Raw genomic sequence first — 22,316 nt, forward strand, 5'->3', positions numbered from 1 at the left:
AGACTCGCCGGACCGAGCCGCGACAGCGGCGCATCGACGACAACGAGGAAGGGTCGGGCCGATGGGAAAGACGCTCGCCGAGAAGGTGTGGGACGACCACGTCGTGGTCAAGGGCGAGGACGGCAACCCCGACCTCCTCTACATCGACCTCCACCTCGTGCACGAGGTCACGAGTCCGCAGGCGTTCGACGGCCTGCGCCAGGCCGGCCGCCCGGTGCGCCGCCTGGACCTGACGATCGCGACCGAGGACCACAACACCCCGACCCTCGCGATCGACCGTCCGATCGCGGACCCGACCAGCCGGACCCAGATCGAGACGCTCCGTCGCAACTGCGAGGAGTTCGGCGTCCGCCTGCACTCCCTGGGCGACAAGGAGCAGGGCATCGTCCACGTGGTCGGTCCCCAGCTCGGCCTGACCATGCCCGGCATCACGGTGGTCTGCGGCGACTCGCACACCAGCACGCACGGGGCGTTCGGTGCGATGGCGTTCGGCATCGGGACGTCCGAGGTCGAGCACGTCCTCGCGACCCAGACCCTGCCGCTCAAGCCCTTCAAGACCATGGCGATCACGGTCGAGGGCACGCTGCGTCCGGGCGTGACGGCGAAGGACATCATCCTCGCCGTCATCGCGAAGATCGGCACGGGCGGCGGGCAGGGCTACGTGCTCGAGTACCGCGGCTCGGCGATCCGTGCGCTCTCGATGGAGGGCCGCATGACGATCTGCAACATGTCGATCGAGGCCGGTGCCCGCGCCGGCATGGTCGCCCCCGACCAGACCACCTACGACTACGTGCAGGGTCGCGACCACGCCCCGACCGGCCAGGACTGGGACGACGCCGTCGCGTACTGGGACACCCTGTCGACCGACGACGACGCGGTGTTCGACGCCGAGGTCTTCATCGACGCCGACGAGCTCGAGCCCTTCGTCACCTGGGGCACGAACCCCGGCCAGGGCGTCTCGCTGTCCGAGAGCGTGCCGTCGCCCGCGGACTTCGACGACCCGAACGACCAGGCCGCCGCGCAGCGTGCGCTCGAGTACATGGACATCGCGGCCGGCACCCCGATGAAGGACATCGCCGTCGACGCGGTCTTCATGGGGTCGTGCACGAACTCGCGCATCGAGGACCTGCGGGCCTTCGCGTCGATCATCCAGGGCCGCAAGAAGGCCGACGGAGTCCGGGTCATGGTCGTGCCCGGGTCCGCACGGGTCCGGCTCGAGGCCGAGGCCGAGGGGCTGGACAAGGTCATCACGGAGTTCGGCGCCGAGTGGCGGTTCGCCGGCTGCTCGATGTGCCTCGGCATGAACCCCGACCAGCTCGCGCCGGGGGAGCGCTGCGCGAGCACGTCGAACCGCAACTTCGAGGGGCGTCAGGGCAAGGGCGGCCGCACCCACCTGGTGTCCCCGCTCGTGGCCGCGGCGACCGCCGTGCGCGGCACGCTCTCCAGCCCGTGGGACCTGGAGACGTCCGAGTCGAACGCCGTCCTGGAAGGGGCACACTGATGGACAAGATCTCGACCGTCACCGGAATCGCCGCACCGCTCAAGCGGTCCAACGTCGACACCGACCAGATCATCCCCGCGGTCTACCTCAAGCGGGTCACGAAGACCGGCTTCGAGGACGCCCTGTTCTCCGGCTGGCGCCAGGACCCCGACTTCGTGCTGAACCAGCCCGAGTACCAGGGCGCGAAGGTCCTGGTGGCAGGCCCGGACTTCGGCACCGGCTCGTCGCGTGAGCACGCCGTCTGGGCACTGCGTGACTTCGGCTTCGCGGTCGTCATCTCGCCCCGCTTCGCCGACATCTTCAAGGGCAACGCGGGCAAGCAGGGACTGGTCACCGCGATCGTGACCGAATCGGAAGTCGAGCGGCTCTGGGCCGAGATCGAGCGGAACCCGGGGGTGTCGGCGACCGTGGACCTGGTGGCGCAGCGCGTGTCGCTCGGGGATGTGGACGTCCCCTTCGAGATCGACGCTTACACTCGTTGGCGGTTGATGGAAGGGCTCGACGACATCGGGCTCACCCTCCGTGACGAGACCTCGATCACGGAGTTCGAATCCCGCCGCTCCCGTTGGCGGCCGAAGACATTGCCGGTGAAGTAGTGAACTCTCTCGTACAGGACGCAGCAGCCGCAGGGGCGCGCGTGGGCCTCAAGTCGGACGAGATCGTCATCCGCGGGGGCAAGCCGCTCGTGGGACGCATCGAGGTCCGCGGGGCGAAGAACCTCGCGACCAAGGCCATGGTGGCGTCGCTGCTCGGTGACACCCCGTCGATCCTCAAGGACGTCCCGGACATCTCCGACGTCAAGGTCGTCCGCGGGCTGCTCGAGGTGCACGGCGTGCGCATCACCGATCCTGCACGAGGCGAGCTCATCCTCGACCCGTCGAACGTCGAGTCCGCGCACTTCGCCGAGATCGACGCCCACGCCGGTTCGAGCCGCATCCCGATCCTGTTCTGCGGTCCGCTGCTGCACAAGCTCGGCGAGGCGTTCATCCCGGACCTCGGCGGCTGCCGCATCGGCGACCGCCCGATCGACTTCCACCTCGACGCCCTCCGTGCCATGGGCGCGGTCGTCGACAAGCAGGTCAACGGCATCCACCTCACCGCCCCGGACGGCCTCAAGGGCGCGTACATCGAGCTGCCGTACCCGAGCGTCGGCGCCACCGAGCAGGTCCTGCTGTCCGCGACCCTCGCCGAGGGCGTCACGGAGCTCCGGAACGCCGCGATCGAGCCCGAGATCATGGACCTCATCGCGATCCTGCAGAAGATGGGCGCCATCGTCTCGGTCGAGCCGAACCGCGTCATCTTCATCGAGGGCGTCCAGTCGCTCCGCGGTTACACGCACCGTGCGATCAACGACCGCAACGAGGCCGCCAGCTGGGCCTCCGCCGCGCTCGCGACCAACGGCGACATCTTCGTCGAGGGCGCGAAGCAGCAGGAACTCATGACGTTCCTCAACGTCTTCCGCAAGGTGGGCGGCGGGTTCGACATCCAAGAGGACGGCATCCGCTTCTACCGCGAGCTCGAGGTCCTCAAGCCGGTCGTCATCGAGACGGACGTGCACCCCGGGTTCATGACGGACTGGCAGCAGCCGCTCGTCGTGGCCCTGACCCAGGCCGCCGGGCAGAGCATCGTGCACGAGACCGTGTACGAGAACCGCTTCGGCTTCACCGACGCCCTGAACGAGATGGGCGCGGACATCGTCGTCCACAAGGAGGGCCTGCCCGGGCACGACCGTCGCGTCGCCCGCCGTCCCTTCGAGCAGGCCGCGGTCATCACCGGCCCGACGACGCTCCACGCCGCCAACGTCCGCGTGCCGGACCTCCGCGGCGGCTTCAGCCACCTCATCGCGGCACTCACCGCCGAGGGCGAGTCCCACATCACGAACGTCGGCATCATCAGCCGCGGCTACGAGCACTTCATCCCGAAGCTGCGCAAGCTCGGCGCCGACTTCGACTTCGCGGGCTAGCGCGGTGACTGCTGCTCCGGCACCTCGCGGTGACGGTGAGGGCCAGGAGGCGCGGCGCGCCTCCGCCTCGCAGGTCACCACCGGCATGCCCGTCCCTGGGCGCCGGTGGCGCCGCGGCGAGCTGAACACGGCCTTCCGGATCCTCGCGACCGTGGTCATCCCGACCTTCCGCTTCTCCGCGCGCTACCACTGGCACGGCCCGAACCGGTTGCCGGCCGAGGGTGCGTTCGTGCTCGCACCGAACCACTTCACCAACATCGACCCGCTCGTCGTCGGCACGGCGGTCTGGCTGTCCCGTCGGGCGCCGCGGTTCCTCGCGAAGGCGTCCCTGTTCAAGGTCCCGGTCTTCGGCAAGATCATGTCCGGCATGGGCCAGATCCCCGTCGAGCGTTCCGGCCGTACCCGGCTGAGCGACCCGCTCGGTGGCGGCCGGTCGCTCATCGAGCAGGGCGGCGCCATCATCGTCTACCCCGAGGGCACGCTCACCCGCGACCCGGACCTGTGGCCGATGCGCGGCAAGACCGGCGCGGTGCGGATCGCGCTCGAGAACGACGTGCCGCTCATCCCGATGGCCCACTGGGGCACGCAGAACATCATGGCGCGGTACGGCAAGAAGCTCCGGCTCATCCCGCCGTCGCGCGTGGACGTCATCGTCGGCGACCCCGTCGACCTGTCGGCGTACCGCGGCAAGCCGATCGACCAGCAGGTGCTCGTCGAGGCGACCGAGCTGCTCATGCGCCACATCACCGCGCTGCTCGAGGAGATCCGCGGGCAGCAGGCACCCCCGACCCGCTGGGACCCGGCGGCGAACAACCAGAAGGAGACCGGCCGGTTTGAGTGAGCAGCGACCGGGCCTCCGCCCGCACGATGACCACCCGGACCCCGCGGTCGCAGCCCCCGGAGCGGTGGACACCGCCGCGATCCGCGTGGTCATGCAGTCGACCGACAAGCCGCGCGTCGCCGTCATCGGTGCCGGCAGCTGGGGGACCACGTTCGCCAAGGTCCTCGCCGAGGGCGGTGCCGACACGGTCGTGTGGGCACGTCGCCCCGAGGTCGCGCGCGAGATCACCGAGACCAAGCGCAACTCGGAGTACCTGCCCGGCATCAACCTCCCGCGCACCCTGACCGCGTCGACGTCGCTGTCCGCCGTGCTCGACGGCGCCCAGCAGGTGTACGTGTCGGTGCCGTCGCAGACCCTGCGGTCGAACCTCGACGCGATCGCGCCGCTGCTCGCGCCGGGGGTGCCCGTGGTGAGCCTGATGAAGGGCGTCGAGAAGGCGACCGGTCTGCGGATGAGCGAGGTCCTGCTCCAGGGCCTCGGCATCGACCAGGACCGCATCGCCGTCGCGAGCGGCCCGAACCTGGCGCTGGAGATCGCCCGTCGGCAGCCCACCGCGGCCGTCGTGTCCTCGTCGTCGGCCGAGACGGCCAGCGCGGTGGCCGCCGTCGCCACGAACCCCTACTTCCGGTCGTTCATCAACACCGACGTCATCGGCACCGAGTTCGGCGGCGTGCTGAAGAACCTCATCGCCGTGGCGATCGGCATCGTCGACGGCGTCGGCTACGGCGAGAACACGAAGGCGTCGATCATCACGCGCGGGCTCGCCGAGATGACCGACTTCGCGGTGTCGCTCGGCGCGCAGCCCTCGACGCTGTCCGGGCTCGCCGGTCTCGGCGACCTCATCGCCACGTGCCAGTCACCGCTCTCGCGGAACAACACCGCGGGGCGGCTGCTCGGACAGGGGTACCGGTTCGACGAGGTCGTCCGCCAGATGAACCAGACCGCCGAGGGGCTCGCCTCGGTCGCGCCGATCCTCGAGCTCGCCGCGGCGAACGGCGTCGACATGCCCATCGTGGGGCAGGTCGCCGAGGTGCTCGCCGGTAGGCTCGATCCGCGCAACATCGCGCCGCACCTCACCGAGACCGACGAACCCCAGGGCGAGTGACCGGTCCGACCCCGACCAGCAAGAGGACAGCCATGCCCACGATCGCACCCGTGCCACCGACGACCGTCGCCGTGCTGTTCGGCGGCCGTTCGAGCGAGCACGAGATCAGCTGCGTGACCGCCGGCGGGATCATGGACGTCGTCGACCGTGCCGAGTACGACCTCGTGCCGATCGGCATCACGAAGGACGGCGCGTTCACGCTCCAGCCCGACGACCCGGCGCAGTGGGCGCTCCGTGACGGCACGCTCCCGACCGTGCCCGACAACGGCACCCGCGTGGCGTTCCCGACGTCGCCGGCGACGAACGAGCTCGTGGTCTCGCACCCGGACGGCTCCGTCACGACGATCGCGGTCGACATCGTCTTCCCGATCCTGCACGGCCCGTTCGGCGAGGACGGCACCGTCCAGGGGCTCCTCGAGATCGCCGGTCTGCCGTACGTCGGCGACGGGGTGCTCGCGAGCGCCCTGGCCATGGACAAGCACGTCGCCAAGGCGGTCCTCGAGCACGCCGGGCTCCGGGTCGCGCCGTGGACGACCGTGCTCCGTCGCGAGTGGTCGGCCGACCCGGTCGACGTCGCCGAGGCGATCGCCGCGCACGGGTGGCCGCTCTTCGTGAAGCCGGCACGTGCGGGCTCCAGCATGGGGGTGTCCCGCGTGGACGGCCCCGACGAGCTCGGTGCCGCGATGGACCTGGCGTTCGAGCACGACTCCAAGGTCATCGTCGAGCCGCGGGTGATCGGGCGCGAGGTCGAGGTCGCGGTGCTCGAGGGTCGCGACGGCGTCCCGCGCACGAGCCTGCCGGGCGAGATCGTCGTCGCCGAGGACGGCTTCTACGACTTCGCGTCGAAGTACCTCGGCGGTGACGAGTCGCTGCTCTGCCCGGCCCCGCTCACCGAGGCGCAGACGGACGAGATCCGGTCGATCGGCGCCCGGGCGTTCGAGGCGATCGGCGGCTCCGGGCTCGCCCGCGTCGACTGCTTCCTGACCGACGACGGCTTCGTGGTGAACGAGGTGAACACCATGCCGGGGTTCACGCCGCTGTCGATGTACCCGCGCTGCTGGGCGGCGTCGGGCGTGTCCTACGGCGAGCTCGTCCGCGAGCTCATCGAGCTGGGGCGCGCCGCCGTCCGCTGACCCGGGCCTACTGGTCGACGTCGGACGGGTCCAGGCACTGGTGCCCGTCCTCCGGGAGCGTCGACACCGCGTCGGTGACGTCCTGCACGACCTGGTTCGTGGTCTTCGTCGCGTCGATGACGAGCTGGACCGCCGGCGACCGCCCGAAGGTCGTGTAGACGATCTGCCCGCCACGGTCGTCCCGGATCCAGTCGACGTCACCGAGCGAGAAGCACGGCAGGTCGGAGACCGTCGGGACGGCCACGCCGCAGTGGTACAGGGCCACCTCGGGGTCGCCCCACGCCGCCGTCGACTGGGCGTTCGTGTTCCGCAGGTCGAACTTCGAATCGACCGCTGCCGGCAGCCGGACCTGCACGGCCGCGCACGCGGCGGCGTCGGCTGAGGGCGCCGGGGACATCGCGACGGCGTTCGTGCAGCCGGTCAGACCGGCCGCGAGGGCGATCACGACGCCCACGATCGCGGTCTTCCGGGTGGGGCGGCGCACGGTGTCCATCGACGTCCAGGCTACCGTTCTCGTGTGGACGCGACGTACGACGCCTGGGCCGGACCGACCGTGGGGGAGCTCGGCGAACTCGTCGTCCTCGACCGCATCGTGCGCCGGTTGCCCGCCGGAGCGCCGCTGCTCGGCCCCGGCGACGACTGCGCGGTCGTGGCGGCACCGGACGGCCGGTTCGTGGTGACCACGGACATGATGGTGCACGGGCCGGACTTCCGCTGGGCCTGGTCCGCACCCGAGGACGTCGGGTGGAAGGCCGCGGCGACGAACCTGTCCGACGTCGCCGCGATGGGTGCGGTGCCGACCGGCCTCGTGATCGCCCTGGCGGCGCCGCAGGACACCCCCGTGGCGGTGCTCGAGTCCTTCGCGGACGGGGTGCGCTTGGCCGTCGACGCCCTGGCGCCCGGCTGCGGTGTCGTCGGCGGGGACCTCTCCACGTCGTCGGCGTTCACGGTGTCGGTGACGGCGTTCGGCGACCTCGAGGGCCGTGCCCCCGTCGTCCGCTCGGGTGCCCGCCCCGGGGACGTCCTCGCCGTCTCGGGGGAGCTCGGGCCGGCGGCGCGCGGGTTGACGCGGCTCTTCCGCGAGGGTGTGGACGCCGACGGCGAACCGTCGCGCACGGCGGTCCTGGCGAGCGGCGCGGACACGGACCCCGACGTCGGACGACAGCGGCGCCCGGTCCCGCCGATCCCGGACGGGCCACGCGCGGCGTCCGCGGGGGCGACGGCGATGCTCGACCTCTCCGACGGGCTGGCGATCGACGCCGGACGGCTCGCCCGGGCCAGCCGGGTGACACTGGCGCTCGACGAGGCCTCCGGTACCGGGCCCGTCATCGACGAGGTGGCGCTGCACGGCGGCGAGGACCACGGGCTGCTCGCCGCGTTCCCGCCCGGTGTCCCGCTGCCCGGGGGGTTCCGTCGCGTCGGTGTCGTGCTCGACCGGGGCGACGCGGACCTCGTGCGCGGGGGAGTGCCCGTGCCGACGACCGGCTGGGACCCGTACGCCGACTGGGACGGCGCGGCCGGCTGACCGGTTCGCGGGCGCGGGCGCGGCGTCAGGCGGCGGCGACCACGGCCTCCCACGCGACGGTCTCGCCGTAGCTCCGCTTGCTGAACGGCTCGAGCCCCGCGGGCCACGTCGGCTCGGGGGAGCGCTTGCTCCGCTCCACGACCACCACCGCGGCCGCCGTGAGCCGGGGCACGAGGGTCTCGAGCACCTCGGCCAGCTCGTGCTCGGTGACGTCGTACGGCGGGTCGATGAACACCAGGTCGAACGTCCGGACGGTGCCGCGCAGGTACCCGAGCACCGGCTGCGGCTGCACGTCGATCCGCACGCCGGGAACCCGCTGCTGCACGGCCTTCGCGTTCGCCCGGCAGGCCTGCGCCGCCGCCGACGCCCGGTCGACGAGCACGACCTCGACCGCACCGCGGGACGCCGCCTCGAGCCCGAGGGCGCCGGTGCCGGCGTACAGGTCGGCGACGGAGGTGTCGTCGACGAGCCCGCGTGCCTCGAGCGACGAGAACAGCGCCTCGCGCACCCGGTCGCTCGTCGGCCGTGTGCCGGACTTCGGCACCCGGAGCGTCGTGGAGCCGGCGGCGCCGGCGATGATGCGGGTCATGCAGCCACCGTAGCGGGCCGCCGGGCGCTCCAGGAGTTCTCCACAGGCGGTCCAGGAGGCGCGGATCGCGTCGGTGCCGCCGGGTACCGTTGACGTGTGGTCACGACCGGAACGACAACCGAGCCGGCGGTGCCGGACCTCGGCCCCGCACCGCTCGACGCGCGGTTGTCGACCGTCCTCGGTGGACGGACGGCGAGCGCGATCGAGAAGGCGTTCGGGTACCGCACGGTCGGCGAGTTCCTCGAGCACGCGCCCCGGCGCTACGCCGAACGCGGTGCCCTGACCGCGCTCGACTCCCTCGCGATCGGCGAGTCGGTGACGATCGTGGCCGAGGTCGTCGACGTCCGCGAACGGACGATGCGTGCGCGCCGCGGCTCGATCCTCGAAGCCAAGATCGGCGACGGCAAGGGGCTGCTCACCCTGACGTTCTTCAACCAGGGCTGGCGGACGAAGGACCTCGTGCCCGGTGCCCGTGGCATCTTCTCCGGCAAGGTCGGCGACTACCGCGGCGCACGGCAGCTCGCCCACCCCGACTACGAGCTGTTCGACCGCGACGACCCCCGGGCGACGGCGGACCCCGAGTCCGAGGAAGCCATCCGCTTCTCCCGCCAGCCGATCCCGATCTACCCGGCGACGTCGACGCTGACCTCGTGGCAGATCGCCAAATCGATGGCGATCGTGCTCGACACGCTGCCCGACGTCCCGGACCCGATCCCCGCCCGGGTGCGGACCCGACTCGACCTCGTGCCGTTCCGCAAGGCCCTCGAACTCCTGCACCGCCCCGAGAAGGTCGCGGACTTCAAGCGCGCGCAGGACGCCCTCCGCTACCGCGAGGCGTTCGTGCTCCAGACCGCCCTCGTGCAGCGCCGGATCGCCGCGCGCGCCACGGCCGCGACGCCGCGCTCCGCCGCGCCCGGCGGGATCCTCGAACGCTTCGACGCCACGCTGCCGTTCACGCTCACGGACGACCAGCGGTCGGTCGGCGCCGAGATCGCCCACGACCTGGCGGCGGACTGGCCGATGCACCGCCTCGTGCAGGGCGAGGTCGGCTCCGGCAAGACCCTCGTGGCGATCCGGGCGATGCTCACCGTGGCCGAGTCCGGCGGGCAGTCGGCGCTCATCGCCCCGACCGAGGTCCTCGCGGCGCAGCACCTCCGGTCGATCGTGAAGTTCCTCGGCCCCGACCTCGCGGCCGAGCTCCGGCCGGTGATCCTCACGGGGTCGCAGTCGACGGACGAACGGCGGCGGGCCCTGCTCGCGGCGGCGTCCGGCAGCTCGCGGCTCGTGGTCGGCACGCACGCGCTCCTCGGCGACCGGGTCGACTTCGCCGAGCTCGGCCTCGTCGTGGTGGACGAGCAGCACCGCTTCGGGGTCGAACAGCGCGAGGCCCTCCGCACGAAGGGGGCCACACCGCCGCACGTGCTCGTCCTCACCGCGACGCCCATCCCGCGCACGGTGGCGATGACGGTGTTCGGCGACCTCGACGTCTCGACGATCACCGGGCTGCCCTCCGGCCGCGCCGGCGTCGAGACCTTCACGGTCCCGCTCGCCGAGCACCCGGGCTGGGAGTCCCGCATCTGGACCCGCATGGCCGAGGAACTCGCCGACGGCCGACAGGCCTTCGTGGTGTGCCCGGCGATCGACGACGCCCACACGGAAGACGACGGCGAGCCCGACCCGGCGAACGACGACGCCCCGAAGCGCGCCCCGGCCACCGTGCTCGCCACGGCGGAACGGATGCGGACGATGCCGGTCCTCGCCGACCGCCGGATCGAGGTCCTGCACGGCCGCATGACGGCGGAGGAGAAGGACCGCGTGATGACCTCCTTCGCGGCCGGAACGGTCGACGTGCTCGTGGCCACGACCGTGATCGAGGTCGGCGTCGACGTGCCGAACGCCTCGATGATGGCCGTGCTCGACGCCGACCGGTTCGGCGTCTCGCAGCTCCACCAGCTCCGCGGGCGCATCGGCCGCGGCCAGTACGCCGGCGTGTGCCTGCTCGTGACCGCGGCCGAGGCCGAGACGACCTCGCGGGAACGGGTCGACGCGGTGTCGGCGTCCGACGACGGCTTCGAGCTCGCGCGGGTCGACCTCGAGCTCCGGCGCGAGGGCGACGTGCTCGGCGAACGGCAGTCGGGCGGGCGGTCGTCGCTCAACCTGCTGCGCGTCGTGGAGCACGCCGACCTCATCGTCGACGCGCGCGAGGAAGCCGAGCGCGTGCTGGAGCCCGATCCGCAGCTCGACGGGCACCCCGCGCTCCGCGAAGCCCTGGCCCGGCGGCTCGACGAGTCCGACGCCGCGTTCCTCGGCAAGAACTGAACGCCGGTATCGTCGCTGGCATGGCGCAGATCGCGGTGGTCCCCGGTTCCTTCGATCCCGTGACCCTCGGGCACCTCGACGTGATCGGGCGTGCGGCGGGGCTCTTCGACGAGGTGCACGTGCTCGTCGTGCACAACCCCGACAAGCGGCCCGCGATGTTCGACGCGGTCGACCGTGTCCGCCTCATCGAGGAGTCGCTCGTCGAGACGGGCGTGTCCGACAACGTCCGGGTCGGGGAGTGGACCTCGGGGTTGCTCGTCGACTACTGCCGGCAGGTCGGTGCGAAGGTCCTCGTCAAGGGCGTCCGATCCGGCGAGGACGTCGCGTACGAGACCCCGATGGCGATCATGAACCGCCACCTCGCCGACGTCGAGACGGTGTTCCTGCTGCCCGAGGCCGCCCGCGCCCACGTGTCGAGCTCGCTCATCCGTCAGGTGGCGTCCCTCGGCGGCGACGTGACCCCGTACGTGCCGCAGGTGGTCGCGGCGGCCCTCCGCGAGCACACCGGGCGCTGAGCGCCGGACGCACGGAACCGGACACGCCCGCCCCCGCCTCGACTCGCAGGCCCGAGCGATGTAGGCTTGTCGATCGTGTCTTCCCACGTGAACAGCCCCTACGCCCTGCGCGTGCGCGACCTCGCGCACCGGCCGGGCGAGATGCGCGAGCACTCGCTCGACATCGCGGTGCCGGATGCGATGGGAGCGGGTGTCATCTCCGTCCGCGAAGGCGCCGAGATGCACATCGACCTCCGGCTCGAGGGCCTGCACGAGGGCGTCCTCGTCTCCGGGCACGCCAGCGCCGAGGCCGAGGGCGAGTGCTCCCGGTGCCTCATCGACATCAGCGAGCCCGTCGAGGTCGATTTCGCCGAGCTGTTCGCGTATGATGCCTCGGAGGATTTCGACTTCTTCGTTCACGATGACCACGTGGATTGTGAACAGGTCGTTCGAGATGCGGTGGTGCTGGCGCTGCCGTTCCAGCCGGTCTGCCGACCGGACTGCCCAGGCCTCGACCCGGTGACGGGCGAGCGACTGGCCGACATCGGCGAGCAGCGTGCTCACGAGGTCCTGGACCCGCGGTGGGCTGCGTTGAGCGGCATCACCCTCGACGACGCGACGAGCGGCGGCGAGGACACCGACGCAGTTAGCACGACCACGCCCCAGACCACCGAGGGTCAGGAGCGGTCCGACGCCGACCAGGCCGACTGACCGCCGCCCCTCGCCACTGACCACCGACCAACCGAAAGAGAACCACCATGGCCGTTCCCAAGCGCAAGCAGTCCCGTGCCAACACGCACGCCCGTCGTTCGCAGTGGAAGGCCGCGCCGGTCCAGCTCGTGAAGACGATCGAGAACGGCAAGGTCACCTACAGCCTCCCGCACCGCGCGAAGGTCGTCGAGGACTCCGCCGGCACGCCCCTGTACATGGAGTACAAGGGCCGCAAGGTCGCCGACGTCTGATCGGACCACACGCATGACAGCGACGTCCGGCGCCACGGGGTCCCGCCCCGTGGGGCCGGACGTCGTTCGTCTGCAGGGGATCCTCGGGGCCGACATCGACCTCGAGCTCCTGCAGCTCGCCCTGACCCACCGCTCGTACGCGTACGAGCACGGTGGCATCGGGCACAACGAACGCCTCGAGTTCCTCGGGGACTCGATCCTCGGCCAGGCCGTGACCGTGAAGCTCTACCGGTCCTTCCCCGACCTCGACGAAGGCGACCTCGCCAAGCGGCGCGCGAGCCTGGTGTCGACGGTCGCCCTCGCCGAGATCGCCCGCATGATCGGGCTCGGACAGTACCTCCGGCTCGGCAAGGGTGAAGAGCAGACCGGTGGCCGCGACAAGTCGTCGATCCTCGCCGACACGGTCGAGGCCGTGATCGGCGCGACCTACCTCTCCGCCGGCCCCGACCCGGCGACCGCGCTGGTGCTCCGGCTGGTCGAACCGCTCCTCATCGACCCGGACCGCTTCGGCGCCGCGATGGACCCGAAGACGAGCCTGCAGGAACTCGCGTCGAGCCTGTCGCTCGGCAACCCGTCGTACCGCGTGACCGAGGCCGGTCCCGACCACGACAAGACCTTCCACGCCACGGTCGTGCTCCAGGGCGAGGACGTCTCCACCGGCACCGGGTCGAGCAAGAAGACCGCCGAGATGGCAGCGGCGCTCCAGGCGTGGACGCAGCTCTCCGGCCGGGCGGCCTGACCGCGTGCCCGAACTGCCCGAGGTCGAGGTCGTCCGCGCCGGCCTCGAACCCGCCGTCAGCGGCGCGCGGGTCCTGCACGTGGACGTCGTCGACGACCGGGCACTGACCCGGCACGACGGTCCGGCCGAGGACTTCGCCGACCGCCTGACCGGTCGCACCATCGCCGCCGCGGTCCGTCGGGGCAAGTTCCTCTGGATGCCCCTGCAGCCCGAGCACGAGGGCGACCGACCCGAGGCCCTCGTGGCCCACCTCGGCATGAGCGGTCAGATCCTGCTCGGCCGTGGGCGCGAGGCGGCGAAGCACCGACGGATCCTCCTCGACGTCCAGCCCACCGGCACCGACCGCGACGGCTCCCCGGAGCCCCCGGTCGAGCTCGAGTTCGTCGACCAGCGCACGTTCGGCTCGATGGCGATCGACGAGATGGTCCCGACGATCGACGGGGCGCCGGCCGGTTCCGCCGGACACGTCGACGAGGTCGATCCCAATGCCGTGTGGCGCCGGAGCATCCCGAAGCAGGTGTCGCACATCGCCCGCGACCCGCTCGACCCCGCGTTCGACGACGACCGCTTCATCGCCGCCGCCCGGAAGCGCTCGAGCGGCATCAAGCGCGTCCTGCTCGACCAGGGCGTCGTGAGCGGCATCGGGAACATCTACGCCGACGAGTCCCTCTGGGCGGCCAGGCTGCACTACGACCGGCCGGCCGAGCGGCTGACCCGCGCCGACCTGCACGGCCTCCTGGCCGAGGTGCGGCACGTCCTCGGCCGTGCGCTGGAGGACGGCGGCACGAGCTTCGACGCGCAGTACGTCAACGTGAACGGGCAGTCCGGCTACTTCTCGCAGCGGTTGCACGTGTACGGGCAGCAGGGGAAGCCGTGCCCCCGGTGCGGCACCACGATCGTGCGTGAGGCCTTCATGAACCGATCGAGCCACATCTGCCCCGTGTGCCAACCACGCCCACGCCGTCGCACGCGTTAGCCTGACGCCCAACCAGAGCATCCGGAGACCGCATGTACTTGAAGAGCCTGACCATCAAGGGGTTCAAGTCCTTCGCGCAGCCGACGACGTTCGCGTTCGAGCCGGGCGTCACGTGCATCGTCGGCCCGAACGGCTCCGGCAAGTCCAACGTCGTGGACGCCCTCGCGTGGGTGATGGGGGAGCAGGGGGCGAAGACCCTCCGTGGCGGCAAGATGGAGGACGTCATCTTCGCGGGCACCTCGACGCGCGGTCCGCTCGGCCGTGCGCAGGTGCTGCTGACGATCGACAACGCCGACGGCCTGCTGCCGATCGAGTACTCCGAGGTCACGATCTCCCGCACGCTCTTCCGCAACGGCGGCAGCGAGTACGCGATCAACGGCGAGAACTGCCGCCTGCTCGACGTCCAGGAGCTCCTGAGCGACACCGGCCTCGGCCGTGAGATGCACGTCATCGTCGGCCAGGGCCAGCTCGACAAGGTCCTGCACGCGACGCCCGAGGACCGCCGTGGCTTCATCGAGGAGGCCGCGGGCATCCTGAAGCACCGTCGGCGCAAGGAGAAGACCCTCCGCAAGCTCGAAGCGATGCAGACGAACCTGACGCGCCTGTCCGACCTCGCGGGGGAGATCCGCCGCCAGCTGAAGCCCCTCGGACGCCAGGCCGAGGTCGCGCGCAAGGCCCAGTCGGTCGCCGCGGTCGCCCGTGACGCCAAGGCCCGCATCCTCGCCGACGACGTCATCCGCCTGCGCCGCGAGCTCCACGAGCACCAGGAGGTCGAGGCCGGCCGCAAGTCCGAGCGCATCGTGCTGCAGGAACGGCTCGACCAGACCCGTGCCCGCCAGCAGCACGTCGAGCAGAGCATGGTCGGCGACGACGTCGACCGCGCCCGCACGGTGGTGCACCGGCTGGAGAGCGTGCAGGAGCGGCTCCGCGGCCTGTCGAGCCTGGCGAACCAGCGCCTGATGTTCCTCGCCCAGCAGGCCGACGCGCCGCAGCAGGGCCCCACGATCACGCCGGAGCAGGTGCAGGGCGTCCGGAACGAAGCGGACCGGCTCGAGGCGCAGGCGGCGGAGATGGCCGGCGGCACGGCGGTGGCGGCGCAGCGGGTGCAGGCGGCCCGTGCGGCGCTCGACGCCCTCGACGAACGGATCGCCGCCCAGGCAGCCCTCGTCTCGCAGCACGACCTCGAGGCCCAGCGCCTCGGGTCCGCGGTGGACGTGGCGACGTCGAAGCGCGGCTCCGCGGTGGCCGACCGGGAACGGCGCGAGCGGGCGCTGGCCGAGGCGGGGGAGCGGTCCGAACGGGCGGCTGCGGCCCTCGCCGAACTCGGCGCCGATCCGTCCGAGGGCATCGACGAGGACGCGCTGACCGCCGCGCTCGAGACCGCCCGCGAGCAGCAGGAAGCGGCCCAGGCGGCGCGTGACGAACTCCGTGACCGCCTGCACGCCCTCGAGCGCGAGCGGGACGCCCTGGACGCCCGTGTCGCCGCGCTCGGCATGTCGATCGACGTCCGTGACGGTTCGCAAGCGCTCATCGAGGCCGGGCGCGACGGCATCGTGGGTCGCCTCGCGGACCGTCTCAGCGTGACGCCCGGGTTCGAAGGGGCGATCGCGATCGCCCTCGACGGGCTCGCCGACGCCGTCCTCGCCGACGACCGGTCCGTCGCGCTCGACGCCGTCGCGCACGCCCGCACCGAGGACATCGGACGCATCGACGTCGTGGTCGCGGACGCCGACGCGCCGCCGTCCGGACTGCCCGAGCGGCTCCCGGCCGGGGTCCGCCGCGCACTCGACCTCGTGCAGGGTCCGCCGGCGATCGCCGCGATCCTGCGGGACACGCTGGTCGCGGACACCGACGGGGTCGACCTGGAGGCGGTGCTCACCGCCGCCCCGCAGGCCACGGTGGTGACGCGGTCCGGTGACCTCGTCCGTGCGGTCCGCGTGACGGGCGGCGGGGAGCGCGTGACCTCGCGCATCGAACTCGTCGCGGAACGCGACGACGCCGTGACCCGCCGCGACGCGATCGCGCGCGACGCCGAGGACGCGGCCACGCGCCTCCAGGCCGCCCGCACCGCCGTCGAGGACGCACGTCGCGCGGCGGACGACGCGGACGCTGCCTCGCGCGCCCACGCCCGGGCGAAGGCGGAGTACGACCGGACCAGCGCGTCGACCCGCGCGAAGGTGGAGAACGCCGCCGCCGAGGTCGAGCGGCTGCGTGCGGCCCTCGCCGAGACCGACGGCGCCGTCGAGGCTGCCGAGGCGGCCCTGGCCGAGGCGGAACGCGCACGCCAGGAGTTCGCCGACCGTCCGCGCCCCGTCGTCGACGCGTCCGAGCGCCCCGGGCTGCAGGACGCGCTCGAGGCCGCACGTGCTGCCGAGATCGAGCAGCGCATCCAGGTCGAGACCGTCCGCGAGCGTGTCCGTGCGGAGCGGACCCGCGCCGACCAGCTGGAGCGGCAGCTCGAGGCCGAACGCGCCGCAGCGGCGGAGGCCGCACGACTCGCCGTGATCCGCCGTGGGCAGATCGCCGTCGCCGAGGACGTGCTCGCCGACCTGCCCGGGCTGCTCGGTGCCGTCGACCGGTCCCTCGCCGAGGCCCGCGTGCAGCTCGCCACCGAAGAGGCGGAGCGGTCGAAGCGCAACACCGAGCTCCAGACGATCCGGAACGAGGAGCGCGAGCTCCGCGACCGCCTCCAGTCCATCACCGACGGCGTGCACTCGCTCGAGATGGAGATCTACGAGAAGAAGTTGCACGTGTCCGGCGTGCTCGACCGGGCGCAGAGCGAGCTCGGGCTCGTCGAGGCCGTGCTGGTCGCCGAGTACGGGCCGCACGTGCCGGTGCCGGTGGACGTCCTGATCGACCCCCGGGTCCTCGCCCGGAAGCACCGCGACGCCGAGCGCGCGGCCGCTGCCGCCGCGGCGGGGACGGTCCTGGACGGCGCCGTTCCGGAGGCGGCGGTGGAGGACGGGGCCGAGCCGCGCCTCCAGTCCGACGACTCGCCGACCGACGCCGACTCGCCGACCGACGCCGACCCGACCACCGACACCGACGACGACCTGGTCGAACTGGTCGACGCCGAGTCGACGCTCCCGGGCGGCCCTGCCCTACCCGAGTTCGACGCCACCGAGGACGTCGACCCCGCCGACGTCGAGACGGTGCCGTACGTCCGCGCCGAGCAGGAGCGACGGCTCAAGGCGGCCGAGCGGGACCTCGGGCAGCTCGGCAAGGTGAACCCGCTCGCGCTCGAGGAGTTCCAGGCGCTCGAACAGCGCCACGCGTTCCTCGCCGAGCAGCTCGAGGACCTGCAGAAGACCCGGACCGACCTCATGACGATCATCGACGAGCTCGACCAGAAGATGCAGACGATCTTCGAGTCCGCGTTCGACGACACGAAGGAGGCGTTCGACGTCATCTTCCCGATCCTCTTCCCCGGCGGCTCCGGGTCGATCACGCTGACGAACCCCGACGACCTGCTGAACACCGGCATCGAGGTGCAGGTGAAGCCCGCCGGCAAGAAGATCGACCGGCTGACCCTGCTGTCCGGAGGCGAGCGGTCCCTGGCCGCGGTGGCGTTGCTCGTGGCGATCTTCACCGCGCGCCCGTCGCCGTTCTACATCATGGACGAGGTCGAGGCGGCGCTCGACGACGCCAACCTCGGGCGGCTGCTGACGGTGTTCGAGCGGCTGCGGGCGTCGTCGCAGCTCATCGTGATCACGCACCAGAAGCGCACGATGGAGATCGCCGACGCGCTGTACGGGGTCTCGATGCGGCAGGACGGCGTCTCCGCCGTCGTCGGCCAGCGCGTGCAGAAGCGGTCGCCGGAGCCGGAGCCGGCGGTCGCGTAGGCCCGAGTCCGAGACTCGGCTCCGCGGACAGTTTCGTGCCTTCGCGGCCGCGAAACTGTCCGCAGGGCCGAGTCTCGGCGCGCCGCCAGCCTCCGCGACCACACGACGGACGGGAGGCGCGGTGCCAGCCGGCACCGCGCCTCCAGACCGTCAGACGGTCGCGACTAGTGCGCGTCGGCCTCGACGGCCTCCTTCGGCTCGCCCGTCGGGGTGAGCCCGCGCTCCTGGCGACGCTTCGACACCACGAGCGACGCCACCGTGGCGACCGCGATCGTCAGCATGATGAAGCCCAGCGAGAACCAGATCGGGATCTCCGGAGCCCACTCGATGTGCTCGCCGCCGTTGATGAAGGGCAGCTCGTTGACGTGCATGGCGTGGAAGACGAGCTTGACGCCGATGAACCCGAGGATGACCGCGAGGCCCTGCCCGAGGTAGATGAGGCGTTCGAGCAGCCCGGCGATGAGGAAGTACAGCTGACGGAGCCCGAGCAGCGAGAACGCGTTCGCGGTGAACACGATGAAGGCGTCCTGCGTCAGCCCGAAGATCGCGGGGATCGAGTCGAGCGCGAAGAGCACGTCGGTGAGGCCGATCGCGACCATCACGAGCAGCATCGGTGTGAAGAGGCGCTTGCCGTCGACCTTCGTGGTGAGGCGGTCGCCGTCGTAGTGGTCCGAGGTCGGGATGACGCGCTTGAGGATGCGGATCAGGCGGGAGTCACCCTCGTCGCCCCCGTGGTCGTTGCCGCTGCGGGCCTGCGACCAGGCGAGCCAGAAGAGCAGCGCGCCGAACAGGTAGAACACCCACGAGAAGTTGTCGATGATCGTGACGCCGAGGGCGATGAAGATGCCGCGTGCGACGAGGGCGATCGCGACGCCGACGAGCAGGACCTTCTGCTGGAACTCCTTCGGCACGGCGAAGCTCGACATGATGATGAGGAAGACGAACAGGTTGTCGACCGACAGTGCCTTCTCGGTCAGCCACCCGGCGAAGTACTCACCGCCGGCCTGTCCGCCGCCGAAGACGAGGATGCCGACACCGAAGAGGATCGCGAGCCCGACGTAGAACGCCGACCAGAACGCGGATTCCTTGATGTGCGGGACGTGCGGGGTGCGCACGTGCGAGAAGAAGTCGAACACCAGCAGCGCGAGGATGCCTGCGATGGTGAGGAGCCAGACGAAGAGTGGGACGTCCACGGGTTTCCTTCAGGTCGATGGGCGCAACCAGGTGGTGGGTACGCCGAGGCCTGAAGGTCTCTTCCGCCGCGCTCCGCACTGGGTGCTGATCGCGACCGGCGCCCCGGGCCCGGATCGTTCCGGACCGTACTGACGGGGACACCGAGGAGGAATACTCCCCTTCGTGTCCCCGAGCGTACCGGGCGCCGCCCACATGCGCCGCGCTCTAAGCTGGGAACATGGCGAGTTCCTGGTCACTGTCCTCCCGGCTGCGCGGGCTGTTCCAGCGCAAGACGATCGACGAGACCACGTGGGAGGACCTCGAGACGGCGCTCATCGGTGCGGACTTCGGCCCGGACATCGCCGACGAGATCATCGAGGACCTCCACGCGCGCGTCGACCGCTACGGCACGACGGACCCCGCCGACCTCCAGCGGATGCTGCGCGAGGTGCTCGAGGAACGGCTGTCGAAGCTCGACACCACGCTGAAGCTCAGCAACCGGCCGGCGGTCGTGCTCGTCGTCGGGGTGAACGGCGTCGGCAAGACCACGACCATCGGCAAGTTCGCGAAGTTCCTCAAGACGTACGACCGCACGGTCCTCGTCGGCGCGGCGGACACCTTCCGCGCCGCCGCGGTCGAGCAGGTCGCGACGTGGGCGGAGCGAGCGGGCGTCGAGGTCGTGCGACCGGCCCAGCCCGGGCAGGACCCGGCTTCGGTCGCCTACCAGACGGTCGAGAAGGCCATCAGGGACAACACCGAGATCGTCGTCATCGACACCGCCGGCCGACTGCACACCAAGGCCGGGCTGATGGACGAGCTCACCAAGATCAAGCGCGTGGTCGAGAAGCAGACCGAGATCGCCGAGGTCCTGCTCGTGCTCGACGCCACGACCGGCCAGAACGGCCTCGCGCAGGCGCAGGCGTTCATCGAGGGCGCGGGCGTCACCGGGCTCGTCATCACCAAGCTCGACGGCTCGGCCAAGGCCGGGTTCGTGCTGAGCGTGCAGGAGAAGACGGGCATCCCGATCAAGCTCATCGGCCAGGGCGAGGGCATCAACGACCTCACCGGTTTCACCCCGCACGTGTTCGTGCAGAACCTCGTGGGCTGATTCCGGGTACCGTCTGCGCAGTACAGGGATCGTCCAGGTACACGGAAGGAGCCCTCACATGCCCGCTCTGCTGATCATCGCGATCATCGTCGGCCTCGTCCTGCTCTTCAGCGGCATCTTCGTCGGTGCCCTGAAGTTCCTGCTGTGGGTCGGGATCGTCCTCATCATCCTGGCCGTCATCGGCTGGCTGCTCAGGAGCATCCGCGGTCGCGCGTAGCGACCGACGCGTCCGTCACGGACGCATGCGCGGAACGGGAGGCGCGGTGCCAGCTGGCACCGCGCCTCCCGTCCGTCGTCCGTCCGGTCCCACCGCTCAGACGGCCTGGCGACCCGGCGTCGCGTCGAGCAGGTGCGACAGGTGCTCCGGCACCGTGCCGCCGCGGGCGACCGTGGCACGCGCCCAGAGGCGCCCGGCCCGGTAGGACGACCGGACCAGCGGCCCGGCGAGGACCCCGGCGAAGCCCATCTCCTCGGCCACCTCGCGCAGGGCGACGAACTCCTCGGGTGCGACCCATCGAGCGACCGGCAGGTGCCGCGGCGACGGGCGGAGGTACTGCGTCAGCGTGATGATGTCCGTGCCGGCGTCGTACAACCGCTGGAGGGCGTCCTCGATCTCGATGCGATCCTCGCCCATGCCGAGGATCAGGTTCGACTTCGTGACGAGCCCCGCGTCGCGTCCCTGCGTGATGACGTCCAGGGAGCGCTCGAACGTGAACGCCGGACGGATGCGCTTGAAGATGCGCGGCACGGTCTCGACGTTGTGGGCGAAGACCTCGGGGCGGGCGGCGAACACCTGACCGAGCTGGTCCGGGCGGCCGTTGAAGTCGGGCACGAGGATCTCGACGCCGGTGCCGGGGGAGTGCTCGTGGATCTGGCGGATCGTCTCCGCGTAGAGCCAGGCGCCGCCGTCGGGCAGGTCGTCGCGGGCCACACCGGTGACCGTGGCGTACTTCAGGCCCATCTCGGCGACGGAGTCCGCGACCCGGCGGGGCTCGTCGCGGTCGAGCGGCTCGGGCTTGCCGGTGTCGATCTGGCAGAAGTCGCAGCGGCGCGTGCACTGCGAGCCGCCGATGAGGAAGGTGGCCTCGCGGTCCTCCCAGCACTCGAAGATGTTCGGGCAGCCGGCCTCCTGGCAGACGGTGTGCAGCTGCTTGCTCCGCACGAGGCCGGACAGCTCGCGGAACTCCGGACCCTGGGTGGCGCGGGTCTTGATCCACGCCGGCTTGGTCTCGATCGGGGTCTCGGCGTTGCGGGCCTCGACGCGGAGCATCCGGCGGCCTTCAGGGGCGAGGGTCATACGAGGGTCTCCTGTCGTGCGGGCGTGGTGGCGGGCGTGCCCGCGGCGCTGCTGATCCGGTGTCCGGAGTGCATGCCCCGCTCGGCGGCGCGGAGGCGGTCGACCACCACGGGGACGATCTCGTCGACCGTCACGGTGCGACCGGCTGCGCGGCTGAGGGTCGTCACCCCCGCGTCGCTGATCCCGCACGGCACGATCGCGGCGTAGGCGTCGAGGCTGTTCGTGCAGTTGATCGCGAGGCCGTGGCTCGTCACCCCCTCGGCGACGTGCAGGCCGATCGCGCCGACCTTGGCGTGCGGGGCACCGGCCGGGCCGGCGACCCAGGCGCCGCTGCGTCCCGGGACCCGCTCAGCGAGCACACCCACGGCGGCCGCCGCGTCGACGATGACCTGCTCGAGGTCCCGCACCCAGGCGACGACGTCGAGCGGCTCGGCCAGCCGGACGATCGGGTAGGCGACGAGCTGCCCCGGTCCGTGCCAGGTGATCCGTCCGCCGCGGTCGACGTCGACCACGGGGGAACCGTCCGTCGGCAGGTCGGACGGTTCGGTGCGACGCCCGGCGGTGTACACGGACGGGTGCTCGCACAGGACGACGGCCCCGGGAGAGCGGCCGGCGACGACGTCGGCGTGGAGGGCCCGCTGCAGTGCGAGTCCCTCGGCGTGGTCCAGCAACCCGGTTGGGCGCACGATGTCGAGTTCCGGCATGCGCGCCAGGCTACGACAGTTTCTGTACTCCGTTCAACAACGGTG

Annotated in this window: 21 protein-coding genes; 16 read left to right on the top strand and 5 right to left on the bottom strand. The window is 71.5% G+C overall.

Translation table 11 applies throughout. The features are described 5' to 3' along the window. Window positions 1-61 precede the first annotated feature (61 nt). From leuC to BM028_RS11550, 6 genes are all read left to right on the top strand, one after another. On the top strand, window positions 62-1,501 hold the full coding sequence (gene leuC, locus BM028_RS11525) for a 3-isopropylmalate dehydratase large subunit (protein ID WP_071302179.1): 1,440 nt from the start codon (window positions 62-64) through the stop codon (window positions 1,499-1,501). Further along, window positions 1,501-2,097: a 3-isopropylmalate dehydratase small subunit gene (gene leuD / locus BM028_RS11530; RefSeq protein WP_071296139.1), complete on the top strand. Its 597-nt coding sequence runs from the start codon at window positions 1,501-1,503 to the stop codon at window positions 2,095-2,097. The genes leuC and leuD overlap by 1 nt, the downstream gene beginning before the upstream one ends. Next, window positions 2,097-3,464, top strand: coding sequence for a UDP-N-acetylglucosamine 1-carboxyvinyltransferase (murA, locus tag BM028_RS11535; RefSeq protein WP_071296140.1), 1,368 nt, complete (start codon window positions 2,097-2,099; stop codon window positions 3,462-3,464). Before leuD ends, murA begins: the two co-directional genes overlap by 1 nt. A gap of 85 nt (window positions 3,465-3,549) precedes the next feature. Then, on the top strand, window positions 3,550-4,305 hold the full coding sequence (locus BM028_RS11540) for a lysophospholipid acyltransferase family protein (RefSeq protein WP_092386723.1): 756 nt from the start codon (window positions 3,550-3,552) through the stop codon (window positions 4,303-4,305). 91 nt (window positions 4,306-4,396) lie between these two features. After that, window positions 4,397-5,410 carry an NAD(P)H-dependent glycerol-3-phosphate dehydrogenase gene (locus BM028_RS11545; RefSeq protein WP_070419107.1) on the top strand — a complete coding sequence of 338 codons (1,014 nt, stop codon included), beginning with the start codon at window positions 4,397-4,399 and terminating at the stop codon, window positions 5,408-5,410. Window positions 5,411-5,442: 32 nt separating this feature from the next. Then, window positions 5,443-6,543, top strand: a complete 1,101-nt coding sequence (locus tag BM028_RS11550) for a D-alanine--D-alanine ligase family protein (protein ID WP_071302178.1) — start codon at window positions 5,443-5,445, stop codon at window positions 6,541-6,543. Between the two features lie 7 nt (window positions 6,544-6,550). On the opposite strand, the gene BM028_RS11555 is transcribed toward BM028_RS11550, so the two are convergent. Further along, a complete protein-coding gene (locus BM028_RS11555) occupies window positions 6,551-7,036 on the bottom strand; it encodes a DUF3515 family protein (protein WP_092386725.1) in 486 nt (161 codons plus the stop codon). Between the two features lie 24 nt (window positions 7,037-7,060). Here BM028_RS11555 and thiL point away from each other — a divergent pair, with 24 nt between their 5' ends. Further along, the gene (thiL, locus tag BM028_RS11560; protein WP_092386727.1) at window positions 7,061-8,068 is read left to right on the top strand and encodes a thiamine-phosphate kinase; all 1,008 of its coding nucleotides are present in this window, start codon (window positions 7,061-7,063) and stop codon (window positions 8,066-8,068) included. A gap of 25 nt (window positions 8,069-8,093) precedes the next feature. Here the strand turns inward: thiL and BM028_RS11565 are convergent, their stop codons facing one another. Beyond that, complete coding sequence (locus BM028_RS11565) at window positions 8,094-8,657, bottom strand: RsmD family RNA methyltransferase (protein WP_070416420.1); 564 nt, start codon at window positions 8,655-8,657, stop codon at window positions 8,094-8,096. A gap of 129 nt (window positions 8,658-8,786) precedes the next feature. Between BM028_RS11565 and BM028_RS11570 the strand changes: the two genes are divergently transcribed. From BM028_RS11570 to BM028_RS11600, 7 genes are all read left to right on the top strand, one after another. Beyond that, window positions 8,787-10,976, top strand: coding sequence for an ATP-dependent DNA helicase RecG (locus BM028_RS11570; RefSeq protein ID WP_092387262.1), 2,190 nt, complete (start codon window positions 8,787-8,789; stop codon window positions 10,974-10,976). A gap of 20 nt (window positions 10,977-10,996) precedes the next feature. After that, the gene (gene coaD / locus BM028_RS11575; protein WP_092386735.1) at window positions 10,997-11,491 is read left to right on the top strand and encodes a pantetheine-phosphate adenylyltransferase; all 495 of its coding nucleotides are present in this window, start codon (window positions 10,997-10,999) and stop codon (window positions 11,489-11,491) included. 75 nt (window positions 11,492-11,566) lie between these two features. Continuing rightward, the gene (locus BM028_RS11580; protein ID WP_368073385.1) at window positions 11,567-12,181 is read left to right on the top strand and encodes a YceD family protein; all 615 of its coding nucleotides are present in this window, start codon (window positions 11,567-11,569) and stop codon (window positions 12,179-12,181) included. A 47-nt stretch (window positions 12,182-12,228) separates the two neighbouring features. Beyond that, the gene (gene rpmF, locus BM028_RS11585; protein WP_022905230.1) at window positions 12,229-12,432 is read left to right on the top strand and encodes a 50S ribosomal protein L32; all 204 of its coding nucleotides are present in this window, start codon (window positions 12,229-12,231) and stop codon (window positions 12,430-12,432) included. Between the two features lie 13 nt (window positions 12,433-12,445). Then, window positions 12,446-13,171 (top strand): ribonuclease III, encoded by a 726-nt coding sequence (gene rnc / locus BM028_RS11590; RefSeq protein ID WP_229086630.1) that lies wholly within the window; start codon window positions 12,446-12,448, stop codon window positions 13,169-13,171. Between the two features lie 4 nt (window positions 13,172-13,175). Next, entirely contained in the window at window positions 13,176-14,147 is a 972-nt protein-coding gene (mutM, locus tag BM028_RS11595) for a bifunctional DNA-formamidopyrimidine glycosylase/DNA-(apurinic or apyrimidinic site) lyase (protein ID WP_092386737.1), read from the top strand. A gap of 32 nt (window positions 14,148-14,179) precedes the next feature. Further along, complete coding sequence (locus tag BM028_RS11600) at window positions 14,180-17,989, top strand: AAA family ATPase (RefSeq protein WP_092386738.1); 3,810 nt, start codon at window positions 14,180-14,182, stop codon at window positions 17,987-17,989. A 164-nt stretch (window positions 17,990-18,153) separates the two neighbouring features. Here the strand turns inward: BM028_RS11600 and BM028_RS11605 are convergent, their stop codons facing one another. Next, window positions 18,154-19,182: a TerC family protein gene (locus tag BM028_RS11605; protein ID WP_092386739.1), complete on the bottom strand. Its 1,029-nt coding sequence runs from the start codon at window positions 19,180-19,182 to the stop codon at window positions 18,154-18,156. Window positions 19,183-19,400: 218 nt separating this feature from the next. Between BM028_RS11605 and ftsY the strand changes: the two genes are divergently transcribed. Both ftsY and BM028_RS18245 read left to right on the top strand, forming a co-directional pair. Next, window positions 19,401-20,270: a signal recognition particle-docking protein FtsY gene (ftsY, locus tag BM028_RS11610; RefSeq protein ID WP_070416414.1), complete on the top strand. Its 870-nt coding sequence runs from the start codon at window positions 19,401-19,403 to the stop codon at window positions 20,268-20,270. A gap of 58 nt (window positions 20,271-20,328) precedes the next feature. Then, window positions 20,329-20,487 (top strand): DUF4175 domain-containing protein, encoded by a 159-nt coding sequence (locus tag BM028_RS18245; protein ID WP_139199230.1) that lies wholly within the window; start codon window positions 20,329-20,331, stop codon window positions 20,485-20,487. A 96-nt stretch (window positions 20,488-20,583) separates the two neighbouring features. On the opposite strand, the gene lipA is transcribed toward BM028_RS18245, so the two are convergent. Then, window positions 20,584-21,567: a lipoyl synthase gene (lipA, locus tag BM028_RS11615; protein ID WP_092386741.1), complete on the bottom strand. Its 984-nt coding sequence runs from the start codon at window positions 21,565-21,567 to the stop codon at window positions 20,584-20,586. Further along, the gene (gene lipB, locus BM028_RS11620; RefSeq protein WP_092386743.1) at window positions 21,564-22,271 is read right to left on the bottom strand and encodes a lipoyl(octanoyl) transferase LipB; all 708 of its coding nucleotides are present in this window, start codon (window positions 22,269-22,271) and stop codon (window positions 21,564-21,566) included. The genes lipA and lipB overlap by 4 nt, the downstream gene beginning before the upstream one ends. Between the last annotated feature and the right edge of the window lie 45 nt (window positions 22,272-22,316).

The sequence above is a fragment of the Curtobacterium sp. YR515 genome (assembly GCF_900113095.1).
In the GTDB taxonomy this organism is placed as follows: domain Bacteria; phylum Actinomycetota; class Actinomycetes; order Actinomycetales; family Microbacteriaceae; genus Curtobacterium.

Coding starts and splice junctions, on each gene's coding strand:
- leuC (WP_071302179.1), top strand. CDS start 62: ATGGGAAAGACGCTCGCCGAGAAGGTGTGGGACGACCACGTCGTGGTC.
- leuD (WP_071296139.1), top strand. CDS start 1,501: ATGGACAAGATCTCGACCGTCACCGGAATCGCCGCACCGCTCAAGCGG.
- BM028_RS11540 (WP_092386723.1), top strand. CDS start 3,550: ATGCCCGTCCCTGGGCGCCGGTGGCGCCGCGGCGAGCTGAACACGGCC.
- BM028_RS11545 (WP_070419107.1), top strand. CDS start 4,397: ATGCAGTCGACCGACAAGCCGCGCGTCGCCGTCATCGGTGCCGGCAGC.
- BM028_RS11550 (WP_071302178.1), top strand. CDS start 5,443: ATGCCCACGATCGCACCCGTGCCACCGACGACCGTCGCCGTGCTGTTC.
- BM028_RS11555 (WP_092386725.1), bottom strand. CDS start 7,036: ATGGACACCGTGCGCCGCCCCACCCGGAAGACCGCGATCGTGGGCGTC.
- BM028_RS11565 (WP_070416420.1), bottom strand. CDS start 8,657: ATGACCCGCATCATCGCCGGCGCCGCCGGCTCCACGACGCTCCGGGTG.
- coaD (WP_092386735.1), top strand. CDS start 10,997: ATGGCGCAGATCGCGGTGGTCCCCGGTTCCTTCGATCCCGTGACCCTC.
- rpmF (WP_022905230.1), top strand. CDS start 12,229: ATGGCCGTTCCCAAGCGCAAGCAGTCCCGTGCCAACACGCACGCCCGT.
- rnc (WP_229086630.1), top strand. CDS start 12,446: ATGACAGCGACGTCCGGCGCCACGGGGTCCCGCCCCGTGGGGCCGGAC.
- BM028_RS11600 (WP_092386738.1), top strand. CDS start 14,180: ATGTACTTGAAGAGCCTGACCATCAAGGGGTTCAAGTCCTTCGCGCAG.
- ftsY (WP_070416414.1), top strand. CDS start 19,401: ATGGCGAGTTCCTGGTCACTGTCCTCCCGGCTGCGCGGGCTGTTCCAG.
- BM028_RS18245 (WP_139199230.1), top strand. CDS start 20,329: ATGCCCGCTCTGCTGATCATCGCGATCATCGTCGGCCTCGTCCTGCTC.
- lipA (WP_092386741.1), bottom strand. CDS start 21,567: ATGACCCTCGCCCCTGAAGGCCGCCGGATGCTCCGCGTCGAGGCCCGC.
- lipB (WP_092386743.1), bottom strand. CDS start 22,271: ATGCCGGAACTCGACATCGTGCGCCCAACCGGGTTGCTGGACCACGCC.